The following is a 13,538-nucleotide window of genomic DNA, read 5'->3' as shown; positions in this document are numbered from 1 at the left end:
AACCCGTGGACAACCCTCCTGGCCCGGCCCGGGGCGACCGGTGGACGACCCGGGCCGGACTCCCGTACAGGGCCCCGGTCAGCGCATGCCGGCCCCCGCGGGGGTGTCGTCGAGGAAGCCGCCCGACTGGTGCTGCCACAGCTTCGCGTAGGCGCCCTCGGCGACGAGCAGCTCCTGGTGCGTGCCCTGCTCCACGATCCGTCCCCGGTCGAGGACGACGAGCCGGTCCATCGTGGCCACCGTGCTCAGCCGGTGGGCCACCACGAGCGCCGTCCGCCCCTCCATGAGCCGCCACAGCGCGTCCTGCACGAGCATCTCGCTCTCGGAGTCCAGGGCGCTGGTCGCCTCGTCGAGCAGGAGGATCGGCGCGTCCCGCAGGATCGCCCGGGCGAGGGCGACCCGCTGGCGCTGGCCGCCGGACAGCTTCACGCCCCGCTCGCCGACCATGGTGTCGAAGCCCTCGGGGAGCGCGTCCGCGAACTCCGTGACGTGCGCGGCCTCGGCCGCGCGCCGGATCTCGGCGTCGGTGGCGTCCGGCCGTGCGAAGGCGATGTTCTCCCGGAGGGTGCGGTGGAACATCGCCGGATCCTGCGGCACGTACGCGATCATGCCGCGCAGGTCGGTCTGCCGGAGCCGGCTGATGTCCTGGCCGCCGATCGTGATGCGGCCGCCGTCGATGTCCGTCATCCGGAGCAGCAGCCGGGTGAGCGTGGTCTTGCCTCCACCGGACCGGCCCACGAATCCGATCTTCGCTCCGCCGGGCACGTCCAGGTCGAGGCCTTCGAAGAGGGGCTTCGCGCCCGCGTGGGCGAAGGTCACCTTCTCGAAGCGCACCTCGGCACCCGCCGCACCCCTGGAACCCTCGGAGACCTCCGAGCCCCCGTGCCGGAGGAGGGGTTCCGGGGATTCCGGGTCGAGGACGGTCGGCTGTTCGAGGAGGAGTTCGGTGAACTGCGCGGCCTCCGTCATCGAGCTCTCCAGACGCCGGTAGATCTGGTTGAACTCGAACATGATCCGGGTCGCGTTGGCGTAGTACGTGAAGGCGACGATGACGGCCTCGACGCCGTGCTCTCCCCCGCCGAGGGCGACGGCGAGGACGAGTCCGAGCACGTTGGTCAGGACGGACATCGGCGCGACGAGGGTGTCGATGCGCAGGTTGCCGTAGTCCCAGGAGCGCAGTGTGAGCCGCCGCGACTCCGCGACCCGGGACCGGTGCTCGGCGGCCTCGCGCTTCTCGGCGCCGAAGGACCGGACCGTGTCCATGTTCGTCAGGGCGTCGGCGACGTGGCCCGACACCCGGGCGATGGCCTGTTCGCGCTGGGCGACGAGCGCCTGCCGGCGCCGGATCAGCGGTGTCACGCACAAGCCGGTGAACGCGATGAGGACCAGGAGTCCGACCACGAGCAGCGGGTCGTACTGCCAGAGCACCACCGAGGCGAAGATCAGCGGCACGAAGCTTCCCATGACCGAGAAGGTCAGTGTGTCGACGCACTCCTCGAAGCGGGAGGCGAAGCTGAGCACCCGTTTGGTCAGCGAGCCGGCGAAGTTGTCGTGGAAGAACGCGGCGTCCTTGGCGAACAGTTCGTCCATGCCGATGACGTACAGGTTCTCGATGCCCCGGGCGTCGAGACGGTTCAGGCAGTGCAGGCCGACGCGCCACAGGGCCTCCCCGAGCAGCAGGACGCCGGCGAAGACGAGGACGTACGGAAGCAGCGGGCCGAGACCTCCGCCGGTGCCGTCACCGGCGATGCGGCCCACGAGCTTGGCGACGACCAGGGGGGCGATGTAGTTGATGCCGATGTTGCCGAGAGCCGGCAGCAGCAGGGCGGGAGCGGTCAGCCACCGGAGGCGGAGCAGCTCCCGAGCGTAGAAGCGGACGGCGAGGAGTACCGAGCCCTTGTTCGGTAAACCTTCGTGCGATTCAGGTGTTTCAGGTGATCCCATACCCAACCCTGTGTTCTTGGACCGAAGGTGAGCAAAAGGGAGTCTCCCGCGTGGGGAGTCTCGCGGTCCAAGGGTTTTTCCGTCCGCCCGGCCGGTCGCGAACGCCGGTCTCAGGAGCCTTCGGCGACCGTCGGGACGACGCACGAAACACCACGTGGTGGCCGGGATGAATCCCGACCACCACGTGGTGTGTTTCCTGTGTCCGAGGGGGGACTTGAACCCCCACGCCCGATAAAGGGCACTAGCACCTCAAGCTAGCGCGTCTGCCATTCCGCCACCCGGACCGGTAGCCCGCGTGCGCATTTCTGCTGCCCGCGGCGACAGAGAACAATCTACCAGGCCCCCGGGGTGCTCCTCACCCGCGTTTCCGGTGGTCAGCGCGGTGGGGAGCGGAGGTCACGGGGAGACCGTGGCGGCCGGCGGGGTCCAGCGGCGGGTGCGCGACGGCGTGGACGGGACGCCGTAGTCCTTCTTGAGGTGTTCGGGGATGGCGTAGTGCATGACGCGTCCCCGGGTGAGGGAGGACAGCTCCAGGACGGTGGCGAGGTGACCGAGGCGGTCGAGGGCCCAGGCGCCGAGCGGGGAGCGGTCCTCGATGGACTCCAGGACGCCGAGGAGGTGGGGGACGGATTTGACGACGGTGTCCCAGGGGGTGCGCGGGACGTCCAGCCAGTCGCCGCACGTGTCGCCGATGAGGTGGCGGATGAGTGCGGACACGATCGGGTCGAAGAAGGTGCCGGGCACGACCTCCTCGTAGAGGTCGATCAGCTGCCGGGTCAGATGGACGCCCTCCGGGGACGGCCCCATGTGGCGGATCATGTACAGGTCGAGGAAACGGCGCGCCTCGTCGAGGGACTTGGGGACGGCCTCCTGGTCGACGCCCAGCATGGCGCCGACCACGCGCCACGCGTAGTAGTAGGCCTCGGCGCCCTCGGAGGACATGTGGATGCCGAGGCGGTGCAGGCTGTCCAGGACGAGCATCGAGAAGAACATCTGCCCTCCGATCATGTCCTCCTGGCAGATCGGCACCCCCGATGACTCGACGTCCCAGCGGTTCTCACGCCTGAGGTGGTGCCGGATGGAGGCGTGCAGCAGCCGGACCTTCTGCGCGGCGGGGATGAAGCGGCTGCCCGCCTCGAAGGCGTCGGGCTGCATCAGGTGGACGGTGAACTGCCCGGTCTCCGCCATCCGTTTGGAGGGGTACTTCAGACCGTGCGTCGCCGACAGCAGCTTCGCCACGTGCGGGACGAGGTAACAGGCCGGCATGGAGGCGAAGGACAGCGCGGTGGAGATGTGCACGTTGTTGTCGATGAAGAACAGCCGGGCCTTCTCCATCTCGGCCCAGTCCACCCAGGCCGGCGGGGCGCTCGTGGCGTGGAGGTACTCCCGGGCGACGTCGGGCAGCCCGTCCGGCAGCGGCGACCCGGCGGTGGAGACGTACCGCATCAGGGTGTTGAACGTGCCCACCTCCCCGCGTTCGAAGAGTGTGGCGACCGTGGCGTCGGCGAGTGCGTCGCCGGTCTGCCGCAGGGCGTCCATCGACGCGTCGGTGCTGGTCATGGCAGGACTCCTGGTTCTCCGTCAGGAACGGCGGACGGCCGCCGAGTGCGCGAGGGCGGTCAGTGCGGCGGCGGGTCGTGCGGGCAGGTTCAGCTCGTCGAGCGCGCCGAGGGCCTCCTCGACCCGCGTGGTGATCATGGTCTCGATACGGTCGGGGGCCTTCAGCCGCCGCATCAGCTCGCGTACGGCTTCCAGGGCGTCCCCGTCGAGGTCGCGCCGGCCGAGCAGCTCGCGCAGCCGCCCGCGCTCCTCGTCGTCGGCGAGCCGCCAGGTCTCGGCGAGCAGAGCCGTGGGCCGATGCCCCTGGACGTCGTCGGCGGCGGCCTTCCCGGTGGTCTCCGGGTCGCCGAACAGGCCGAGGAGGTCGTCCCTCAGCTGGAACGCCTCGCCCAGCGGCAGGCCGTACGCGGAGTAGCCAGCTCGCAGCCGCTCTCCCGCCCCGGCCAGCGCCCCGCCGATCAGCAGCGGCTGCTCGACGGTGTACTTGGCGGTCTTGTAGCGGATCACCTTCAGCGAGGCCGTCGTGTCCGGGGCGGCGCCCGTGTGCAGGATCTCCAGGCACTCCCCCGCGACGAGGTCCCGGGCGAGGGCAGCCCAGAACGGACGGGCCCGGCCGAGGTAGGCGGCGGGCAGGCCGCTGGTGACGAACAGCTGCCCGGCGAGCGACATGAGCAGGTCGCCGACGAGCATCGCCAGCGACCGGGCGGCCCCGCCGGCCCGCGGGTGCTGCTCCACCGCGCCGCGCAACGCCCGGTGCGCGGTGGGCCGGCCGTGCCGCAGCGGGCTGTCGTCGATGAGGTCGTCGTGCACGATCGCGGCCGCGTGCACCAGCTCCATGGAGGCCGCCGCCCGCACCAGCGCGTCGCTGTCGGGCTGTCCCACCGCCCGCCAGCCCCAGTAGCAGAACGCCGCCCGGAGCCGTTTGCCGTCCGCGACCGCCGCCTCCAGCTGCTCGGCCACCGGGCCCAGCGCCGGGTCGAGCGCCGAGAGCTGGTCGGCCTCGTCGGCGACGTGATTCCGCAGCACCTCGTCGACGCGCGCCTTGAACGCCGCCGACTCCCACCCCTCAGCCGTCATCGCCGGCCCGCCGGGCCAGCACGTGCCGGGCGAGGACCTCCAGGTGGGCGGGGGGCGGGGACATGTAGCGGTCGAGTACGAGGCGCCCCCGCGCCTCCAGGTCCCGCTCGGCCTCGGCGGCCACCTCGGCGGCGTCCGAACGCCTCAGCAGCCCGCGTACGAGTCCGATGCCGGACCCCACCGTGCTCACCGCCAGATCCGCGAGCCCCGCCGCGAGTAACACCGCCCGCTCGTCCAGGCCCCCACGGGATCCCGTCTCTCGCGTCACACCCACTCCCCCGTCCCACCCTGTCGATCGCCCACCGTGTCGATCTCCTTCCTCCCACCGTCGCACCGGACGGGTGGCGGCGGCAGCGGAACTCACGAACGGGTGATCAAGACGTCGGCCCGAGGGGCGCGTACCTCCCTCTCAACCCCTCACGCCCTCTTGCCACTTGGGCCACTCCCTTCAAAGAATGAGCATGACAACCGAAGGATCTTCGGTCCCGTATTCCTCAGAGGGGAACCCCCACATGAAGAAGCCTCTCGCCGGCGCCCTGCTCGCCCTGCTCCTGACAGGAGCCGCAGCAGTCCCGGCCGCGGCCTCCGCACCCGCGGAGACGACCACGCGGGTCCAGGCGCCGCAGCCCCAGGCCGTGACCGCCGTCGACTTCGCGGGCACGGTCGCGCTCAGCAACTGTTCCGGCTCCGTCGTCCGCACCCCGAGCTCCCTGCCGAGCGACCCCGCGCTCGTCCTGTCCAACGGGCACTGCCTGGAGACCGGATTCCCGGCGCCCGGCCAGGTCGTCCTGAACAAGCGCTCCAGCCGCTCGTTCACGCTGCTCAACTCGGCCGGCACCGGTGTCGGCACGCTGCGCGCCAGCAAGATCGCGTACGGCACGATGACCGACACCGACATCTCGATCTACCAGCTGACCAAGACGTACGCGCAGATACAGAGCACGTACGGGATCAGCGCCCTGACCCTCAACGACACCCACCCGGTGGCGGGTTCGCCGATCACGGTGGTCTCCGGGTACTGGAAGCGGACCTACAGCTGCGACATCGACGGCTTCGTCTACCGCCTCAAGGAGGGGGACTGGACCTGGAAGGACTCGGTCCGTTACACCTCCACCTGCAACACCATCGGCGGCACCTCCGGCTCGCCGGTCATCGACCGGAACACCGGCAAGGTCGTCGCCGTCAACAACACGGGCAACGAGGACGGCCAGAGCTGCACCGTGAACAACCCGTGCGAGGTCGACGAGAACGGCGCCGTGACCGTCCGCCAGGGCATCAACTACGCCCAGGAGACGTACACGATCGTTCCCTGCATCGGCCCGGGGAACGTGATCGACCTGAACCGCGCCGGCTGCGCCCTGCCCAAGCCGTAACGCACCCGCCGTCCCCGCCGGCCGCCCGACTCATGGCGGCCGGCGGGGCGCCGCCCGACTCACGAACGAGTGAGTACGGGCACTCATCACACCGGACCTCACACTCGCCGACACTGTGTGCACCAGCGAGAGAGGCCAGTGACAGTGACCCCGCAGCAGACCCGACGGACCCGGTCGACCTTCCCCACGAGGGGCGGGGCGTTCGACCGCCGCCCCCTCCCCGCCCTCGTCGTCGCGGGCATGACCGCGGCCCTCCTCCTGACGGGCTGCGCGAGCCAGGAGCGCGTCTGCGGCTCCGGCCGCTACCCGGTCAAGGCCGTCGGCAACACCGACGGCCAGGACTGCGTGGCCGACGGCCAGGAGCCGCCGGAGGGTTACGTCCGCTACCCGGCCGGCATGGTCCCCGAGTACGTCGGCGACAAGTGGGACCGCCACTGGGGCACGGTCGTCATGGACGACGAGGGCCGGACCGTGAAGAACTGACGGTCCGTCAATATCCTCAGGGCGCCATCTCGTACGTGCCCGACAGCGCCTCGACGCGCTGCCAGACGCGCTCCGAGCGCGCCTCGTCGACGACGGGGCGCCGTACGGCGCCGAGCGCCCAGAGCTGCTGCTGCTCGGTCGCGGAGTCCTTGCCGTGCAGCTCGACCGCGTGCGCGGAGAAGTCGCGTACGAGGACGGCGAACAGCTCGTCGAGGACGTCCTCGTCGAGTCCGGTCAGGGCGGCCTGCTCCAGGACCAGCTGTCCGTGGACGACGAGCGCGAAGAGCTGGCCGACGGCGAGGAGCAGGTCGAGGTCGCGGCTCTGCTTCTCGTCGGGGGCGGCCTTGAGCACGAACTCGCAGAGCGCGTCGGCCTGTTCGCGGAAGCGGGCGACGTTGGGCACGTGGGCGTACGCCTCGTAGGCCGGGCGCCAGTCGTGGAAGCGGACCGAGCCGAGACCGCGGGCCGGGCCCTGGCGGAAGAGGAAGGTGTCGTCGGCCGCGTCGAGACGGGTCGGGACGGGCTCGTACGCCACCGGGTCGAGCAGGTGGTTGCGCATGAACTTGAGGATCAGGGCCAGGTTGACGTGGACCGTGCCCTCCAGCTTCGGCAGTCCGCGGATCTCCACGGCGGCCTCGGCGAAGTAGTTGTCCTTCTCGAACCCCTTGGCGGCGATCACGTCCCACATCAGGTCGATGACCTTCTCGCCCTCCGTGGTCACCTTCATCTTCGTCATCGGGTTGAAGAGGAGGTAGCGGCGGTCGTCGGGGCCCGCGGTGCGGAAGTAGTCGACGGCGCGGTCGCTGAACAGCTTCATGCCGACGAGCCGGACGTACGCGTCGGTCAACTCGCGCCGCACGTGCGGGAAGACGGTGACCGGACGGCCGTACAGGATGCGGTTCTGCGCGTGGGTGACGGCCTCGTACATCGCGTGCTCGCAGATGCCGATCGAGGCGGTGCACAGGTTGAACTTGCCGACGTTGACGGTGTTGAGGGCGGCGTCGAAGGCGGCGCGGCCGGTGTGCAGGACGTCCTCGGCGGCGACCGGGTAGTCCTCCAGACGGAACTCGCTGACGTACTTCGACGAGTCGACGACGTTCTTGACGAGGTGGTACGCCGGGTGGCGGCTGTCGGCGGCGAAGAAGACGTAGCCGTCGGGGCCCTCGACGTCGGTCCGGCGGCCGAAGACGGAGACGAGCCCGGCGGCGTTGCCGTTGCCGATGTAGTACTTGGAGCCGGTGGCACGGAAGCCGCCGTCGGCGTCGGGCTCCAGGAGCATGTCGGTGGAGTAGATGTCGGCGCCGTGGGACTTCTCGGAGAGACCGAAGGCGAACACCTCGCCCTGCGCGAGGAGTTCGGCGGCGCGGGCGCGGGCGGCGGCGTTGTCGCTCTGCCAGACCGGGCCGAGTCCGAGGATGGTCACCTGCCAGGCGTACCAGTAGTCGAGACCGTAGAAGCCGAGGATCTCGTTGAGGGCGGCGATGCGGGCGGTGTCCCAGCGCTTGTCGCCCTCGTCCTCACCGGCGGCGGAGGACGGCGTCAGGAAGGTCGCGAAGAGCCCTTCCTCCGCCGCGAAGGCGAGGAAGTCGCCGAGCCAGGCCCGGGTCCGGTAGTCCTCGATGATCCGGCGCTTGCCGCGCGCCTCGAACCAGTCCACGGTGGCGCGCAGCAGCCGGCGGGTCTCCGGGTCGAAGTGCGCGGGGTCGTAGGTGTGCGGGTTGAACAGCAGCGGGTCGGCCATGGCGTCGCCTTTCCGGCTCGGGATGAAGGTTCGGGATGAGGGTGGGGGTGCGGTGGTACGTGGTTCGGGAGGGCCTCAGCGTTCTGCTGCGAACCGGGCGAGCGTGGCGAGGACGTCGTCGAGCCAGGCGATCATCATCCGCTCGTACGCGATGCCGCCGCGCAGCACGGCGTGCTGGAGCTCCCGTTCGGCGTCGAGCGGACCCTGGGCCCCGGTTTCCGGGAAGTCGCGAGCCTCGCCCGCGAGGTAGTGCTCCAGGCGGTCGGTGTGCGCCCGCCGGTGCCGCTCGACCTCGCCGATCAGCGCGGCCGGATCGTCGAAGGCGGCTCCGCGGATCTTCACCGCGAGGTCGTGCCGCACGCTCTCGGGCTCGATCGGTTCGTGCAGCCACGCGGAGAGGGCGTCCCGTCCGGGCCCGGCGACGGAGTACTCCTTCTTGTCCGGGCGTCCCTGCTGCGGCACGTCCCGGACGTCCACCCAGCCGTCGCTCTCCATGCGCTTGAGCACGCGGTAGATCTGCTGGTGGGTGGCGGTCCAGAAGTATCCGATGGACCGCTCGAAGCGCCGGGCCAGCTCGTAGCCGGATCCGGGCTTCTCGAGCAGGGACACGAGGATCGCGTGGTCGAGCGCCATGCGCCCGATCCTGCTATGCAACGAGTTGCATAGCAAGGCCGACCGGGCCGGTGAGACGCGGCTCACCCCCGGCCCGGAGGTGGGGCCGTCCGGTCGGGGACCCGGCGTTGTCAGTGGGGGGCGATAGCTTCGATCACGTTCGAAAGGTTGCGCGTGAGGGGGAATTCGTGGGTGTCGAGCGTGCGTTGAAGGTCGTTCTCGTCGATGTCAACGACGAGGTGGTGGCGGCCTGGCGGTCCGCGTTCGCGGACACGCCCGGGGTCGAGATCCGGAAGGGTTCCGTCCTCGACGTGGATGTCGACGCGTGGGTGTCTCCCACCAATGCGCGGGGCCGGATGGACGGAGGGGTCGACGCCGTCGTCAAGCGGCACCTCGGTGCCGGTATCCAGGTGAAGGTGCAGCGGGCGATACGCGAGCGGTTCGGCGGGAGCCTGCCCGTGGGCAGCGCGGTCTGCGTCCCGTCCGGGGCGGCCGTGCCGCGGTATCTGATCTCGACGCCGACCATGCGGCAGTCCTCGCAGAACGTCAGTGAGACCATGAACGTGGCGCTGGCGTGCGCGGCGGCGTTCCAGGCGGTGCACCTGCAGAACCGGGCGAAGCCCGGGAGCATCCGGTCGGTGGCCCTCGTCGGTCTCGGCGCGCGGACGGGTCAGGTGCCGGCGCAGGTGTGCGCCAATCTGATGTGGACGGGCTACACCCTGTTCCACGACCACGGGTTCGAGGACTACGACGGGTTGCGGGCCGCGGTACTGGGGCAGCTCGACGACATCGAGGGCGCGGGGCCGGCGCAGCGGGTGCGGATCAAGGTGCCGGAGCAGGCTTCTCCCGTCGCCGCCGCGGACCCGCTGGGGCTGGCCGAGCTCTTCACCGGTGGCGGTGAGCCGTGGCTGCCGCTCCTCGGTCCGGTGATCGAGGCGCAACCGGGGGCGGGTGCCTTCATCGGCCCGAAGCGGAGCCCGGAGGTAGTTCCCGTGCGCGAGCTGACGTTCCAGGCGCTGAAGCCGCATCCGCCGCACAAGTGGAAGGTGGTCGCCTTCGGGCAGAACCCGTATCCGCGGGCGGAGAGCGCGACGGGCATCGCGATGTTCGACAACACCTTCCATGACTGGAAGGACAGTCAGTTCGGCCGCGTGGTCAGCATTCGCTGCCTCATCAAGGCGGCGGCGATGTGGAAGTACGGCATAGCCAAGAAGACGCCGATCGCCGACGTCCGGGCCCTGCTGAAGAAGGAGGACACGGTTCAGCCGCCGGAGTGGTTCCAGGCGATGCTGACCCAGGGCGTGCTCCTGCTGAACGCTTCCCTCACGGCGAGTGCGGACGGGGCGGTGCCGACGGATCAGCACACGTCCTTCTGGCGGCCCGTGGCCGAGCAGATCATCGAGGAGATCCTCCGGGCGAAGCAGGATGCCGAGGAGGAGGATCGCGGGGTGGTGTTCGCCTGGTGGGGCGCGCACGCGCGGAACCTGAAGCGGGTCGTCCAGCGGCTGGAGAAGAAGTACCCGGGGGTCGAGGTCCGACACCTGGACCACGCGAACCCGGCGGCGCAGGGCGACATCTTCTGCGAGGGGGACCACTTCGCCCGGGTGAACGACGCCCTGGCGGCGGTGGGGGCCGAGCCGGTCGACTGGCTGCCGCGCAAGGGCTGGGACCAGGACTCGGCGGGGGCCGGCGGGTCCGGTGGTGGTGTCGCGGAGCGCATGGGCGCGTTCATCGCGTCGACGATGGAGCTGCACCAGCTGTATCTGGAGCGGCTCACGAGCGTCAAGGACGAGGGGCTCGTCCTGCCGCCGATCACCGGGGTGTTCGACACCCCGGTGATGGACTTCCGGAAGGCCGTCGAGCCGGTGACGCGCGAGCTCGCGAATCTGGACCGGTACGTGGAGCGGTCGAGCCGGTTCGCGGAGACCAAGGTGGCGGAGGCGGAGGCCGCGGGAGGACCGTCCGGGTCCGGCCTGTCCGCCGACGCGATCTCGGCGCTGTACCTGTACACGTGCGAGTCGGCGTTCTACCGCGAGATCAACGCCGTTCTGCGGTCCCCGGACCGGGAGCGCCTCGTCCCGTACCTGCCGTACCTGCGCCTGCTGTTCTCGGCCGTCGCCGACCTGCCGGCGCAGACGCGTCCGTTGTGGCGCGGCGTGGCCCTGGACCTGCGGTCCCAGTACCCGCTGGGGCGCACGGTGACCTGGTGGGGTGTCTCCTCGTGCACGTCCGAGCCGAGCGTGGCCAGGGCGTTCCTCGGGAGCCGCGGCCGGCGGACCCTGTTCGAGGTGACGCCGGCGCGCGCGGTGGGGATCCGGCGGTTCTCCGCGTTCACGGGCGAGGAGGAGTACATCCTCACCCCGGGCACCCAGCTGAAGGTGACGGAGGTGACGACCGAGCGAGGCGGGCTGTGCACCGTACGCCTGACCGAGCTGGAGGGTCAGGGCCTGGTGTCCTAGGGGATGGGCCGCCCGCCGCCACGAGAGCGGGGTTCGACGCGACGACGGGGGACAGCGGCGGACGACGGTGGTGGTGGTGGGTGGTGGTGGTGGTGTCGGTGGCCGGCCGGTCAGGAAGCCGCGGATTCGTCCGCTCGCTGCCGCCCGGTCGGCCACCTCCTCGGCCCGCGCCGCGGCTCTCGGCCGTCGCCGCGGCTTCGGCCGCCGTGCGCCGGGCGGCTAGCTGACGGGCTGTTGCTGGGTGACGCAGTGGATGCCGCCGCCACCCGTGCCGAGGCGGTCGATGTTCGGCTGCTCGATGACGCCGTCCGGGTAGAGCCGGGCCAGGTGGCCCGGGCTGCCGCGTCGGCCTGGGTGTCACCGAACTGGCCGGAGATGACCGCCCCGTTGCACAGGTAGTAGTGGGCGTAGGAGGCGAGGAAGTCCCGGTTGGTGGAGCGGATCTTGTAGTAGTCGGGGCCCTGGAGCTTGCTCACCGCCATCGGGGCGCCGGTGGACGTCGTGGACGCGGACAGGACGCTGTACTGCTGGCGGGCGTCGCGGGCGAAGGCGTCGGTGTCGGTGGACAGCGGCATCTGTACGGGCGCCTCGCCGGGGGCGAGGAAGCGGGACGTGGCGTCGACGTGGTCGTCGGTGATGTCCTGGCCGCGGACGCCGTCGAACCAGATGACCTTCGTCGCGCCGTAGGCGGCGCACATCGCCGTCTCCAGCTGCCGCTCCGTCATGCCGGGGTTGCGGTTGCTGTTCACCAGGCTGCTGCGGGTGGCCATGAGGGTGCCGGCGCCTTCCTGTTCGATGGCGCCGCCCTCGCCGACGAGGTCGGCGTACGTGAACGGGACACCCACGTACGAGGCGATACGCCCTCGCTCCGCCCGCGCTGACGCACACCTCCCGAAGGATCCGGACGACCTGGGCTCCGAAACGACCTCCCGAGGGGATTTGACTGAAATTTCAGTCAGTGTCACAGTGCCTGACATGGAGGCCATGCCGCCAGGTGCGGTCCGCGGCGTTCGCGGCGCGGACCAGGTACCCCTTTTCGCGGGACGCGCATCGCGCACCTGTGTGTGCACCCTCCCCGACCGCGGCCCCACACCTCCGTCCTGTCAGTCCACGATCGGAGTCCCACGTGACCTTCGTTCCCTCCCGACGCTCCGCCCTGCGTTCCTTCGCCGGAATCGGCGCGATCGTCCTCGGTGCTTCCGCCTGCGGTCCCACGGATCCCGGCCCGGCCGGCGCTGCGAACAGCTCGGGTCCCGACGTCGGCAAGGACGGGGAGCGCCGGCTGGGCGCCGAGTGGGAGAGCCACACCCGCACCTTCATGTCCTGGCCCGCCCTGGATTCGGTCTGGGCCGAGGACCTGCCGTACGTACGGGAGGACATCGCGCGGATCGCGCGTGCGGTCGCGGAGTACGAGGAGGTCGTCCTGATGGCCGGGCCCTTGCAGCTCAAGGCGGCGCAGCGGGCGTGCGGCTCCCAGGTGGAGGTCATCCCGCTGGAGGTCGACGACCTCTGGGCCCGCGACACGGTGCCCCTCTTCGTCGAGGAGGACGGCGCGGTCGTCGGCGTCGACCTCAACTTCAACGGCTGGGGCAACAAGCAGACCCACGAGAACGACGCCCTGGTCGGCGAGACCCTCCTGGCGAAGTACGGGATCCCCCGTGTCGAGGCACCCCTCGTCGCGGAGGGCGGCTCGTTCGAGACCGACGGCGAGGGCACCCTCCTCATCACCGAGAGCTCGATCGTCAACGACAACCGCAACCGCGGGAAGAGCCGGGACCAGATCGAGGACGAGCTCATCGAGACCCTCGCTGTGGAGAAGGTGATCTGGCTGGCGGGCGTCCGCGGCGAGGACATCACCGACGCGCACGTCGACAGCCTCGTACGCTTCACCGCTCCGGGTGTCGTCCTGCTCGACCAGGCCTTCCCCGGCACTCCCCCGGACTCCTGGTCCCGCTCCGCCGACCAGGCCCGCTCAGTGCTCAGCAAGGCCACCGACGCCCGCGGCCGACGCTTCGAGATCATCGACCTGCCCCAGCCCGACCTGGACAGGATCACCGGCGAGGGCGACGACTTCGTCTCCACCTACGCCAACTTCTACATCGCCAACGACGCCGTCTTCATGCCCAGGTTCGGCGACACCAAGGCCGACAAGCGCGCCAAGAGCATCCTCCAGGAGCACTTCCCCAAGCGGGATGTCGTCCCGGTGCAGATCGACACCATCGCCTCCGGCGGCGGAGGCATCCACTGCTCCACCCACGACCAGCCCGGCAAGCCCGCCGCCTGACAGCA

At 70.5% G+C, this 13,538-nt stretch carries 11 protein-coding genes and 1 tRNA gene; 4 read left to right on the top strand and 8 right to left on the bottom strand.

Annotated elements, in window-relative coordinates:
• Nucleotides 1-78: 78 nt before the first annotated feature.
• The 5 genes from ACN9M0_RS30985 to ACN9M0_RS30965 all read right to left on the bottom strand — a co-directional run bounded on the left by ACN9M0_RS30985 (nucleotide 79) and on the right by ACN9M0_RS30965 (nucleotide 4,849).
• Nucleotides 79-1,944 carry an ABC transporter ATP-binding protein gene (locus tag ACN9M0_RS30985; protein ID WP_399696816.1) on the bottom strand — a complete coding sequence of 622 codons (1,866 nt, stop codon included), beginning with the start codon at nucleotides 1,942-1,944 and terminating at the stop codon, nucleotides 79-81.
• Between the two features lie 199 nt (nucleotides 1,945-2,143).
• Nucleotides 2,144-2,228: transfer RNA gene (locus ACN9M0_RS30980), tRNA-Leu, on the bottom strand.
• A gap of 112 nt (nucleotides 2,229-2,340) precedes the next feature.
• Nucleotides 2,341-3,504, bottom strand: coding sequence for an oxygenase MpaB family protein (locus tag ACN9M0_RS30975; protein ID WP_366037609.1), 1,164 nt, complete (start codon nucleotides 3,502-3,504; stop codon nucleotides 2,341-2,343).
• 21 nt (nucleotides 3,505-3,525) lie between these two features.
• Nucleotides 3,526-4,581: a polyprenyl synthetase family protein gene (locus ACN9M0_RS30970; RefSeq protein WP_366037608.1), complete on the bottom strand. Its 1,056-nt coding sequence runs from the start codon at nucleotides 4,579-4,581 to the stop codon at nucleotides 3,526-3,528.
• Nucleotides 4,571-4,849, bottom strand: coding sequence for a polyprenyl synthetase (locus ACN9M0_RS30965; protein ID WP_366037607.1), 279 nt, complete (start codon nucleotides 4,847-4,849; stop codon nucleotides 4,571-4,573). Before ACN9M0_RS30965 ends, ACN9M0_RS30970 begins: the two co-directional genes overlap by 11 nt.
• 244 nt (nucleotides 4,850-5,093) lie before the next feature.
• On the opposite strand from ACN9M0_RS30965, the gene ACN9M0_RS30960 reads away from it, so the two are divergent.
• Both ACN9M0_RS30960 and ACN9M0_RS30955 read left to right on the top strand, forming a co-directional pair.
• Nucleotides 5,094-5,954: a serine protease gene (locus ACN9M0_RS30960; protein WP_399696811.1), complete on the top strand. Its 861-nt coding sequence runs from the start codon at nucleotides 5,094-5,096 to the stop codon at nucleotides 5,952-5,954.
• A gap of 138 nt (nucleotides 5,955-6,092) precedes the next feature.
• Nucleotides 6,093-6,437, top strand: a complete 345-nt coding sequence (locus ACN9M0_RS30955) for an SCO0607 family lipoprotein (RefSeq protein WP_366037605.1) — start codon at nucleotides 6,093-6,095, stop codon at nucleotides 6,435-6,437.
• A gap of 16 nt (nucleotides 6,438-6,453) precedes the next feature.
• On the opposite strand, the gene ACN9M0_RS30950 is transcribed toward ACN9M0_RS30955, so the two are convergent.
• Nucleotides 6,454-8,178: an acyl-CoA dehydrogenase family protein gene (locus tag ACN9M0_RS30950; RefSeq protein WP_399696807.1), complete on the bottom strand. Its 1,725-nt coding sequence runs from the start codon at nucleotides 8,176-8,178 to the stop codon at nucleotides 6,454-6,456.
• A 75-nt stretch (nucleotides 8,179-8,253) separates the two neighbouring features.
• Nucleotides 8,254-8,811, bottom strand: coding sequence for a PadR family transcriptional regulator (locus ACN9M0_RS30945; protein WP_366037603.1), 558 nt, complete (start codon nucleotides 8,809-8,811; stop codon nucleotides 8,254-8,256).
• Between the two features lie 113 nt (nucleotides 8,812-8,924).
• Between ACN9M0_RS30945 and ACN9M0_RS30940 the strand changes: the two genes are divergently transcribed.
• The gene (locus ACN9M0_RS30940; RefSeq protein ID WP_426405352.1) at nucleotides 8,925-11,249 is read left to right on the top strand and encodes a macro domain-containing protein; all 2,325 of its coding nucleotides are present in this window, start codon (nucleotides 8,925-8,927) and stop codon (nucleotides 11,247-11,249) included.
• Nucleotides 11,250-11,359: 110 nt separating this feature from the next.
• Here the strand turns inward: ACN9M0_RS30940 and ACN9M0_RS30935 are convergent, their stop codons facing one another.
• On the bottom strand, nucleotides 11,360-12,094 hold the full coding sequence (locus ACN9M0_RS30935) for an agmatine deiminase family protein (protein ID WP_426404570.1): 735 nt from the start codon (nucleotides 12,092-12,094) through the stop codon (nucleotides 11,360-11,362).
• A 281-nt stretch (nucleotides 12,095-12,375) separates the two neighbouring features.
• Here ACN9M0_RS30935 and ACN9M0_RS30930 point away from each other — a divergent pair, with 281 nt between their 5' ends.
• On the top strand, nucleotides 12,376-13,533 hold the full coding sequence (locus ACN9M0_RS30930; RefSeq protein WP_426404569.1) for an agmatine deiminase family protein: 1,158 nt from the start codon (nucleotides 12,376-12,378) through the stop codon (nucleotides 13,531-13,533).
• Nucleotides 13,534-13,538 lie beyond the last annotated feature (5 nt).

It is taken from the genome of Streptomyces sp. R-07, assembly GCF_049913175.1.
Lineage (GTDB): Bacteria > Actinomycetota > Actinomycetes > Streptomycetales > Streptomycetaceae > Streptomyces.
This window is presented reverse-complemented; position numbering and strand designations above follow the sequence as displayed.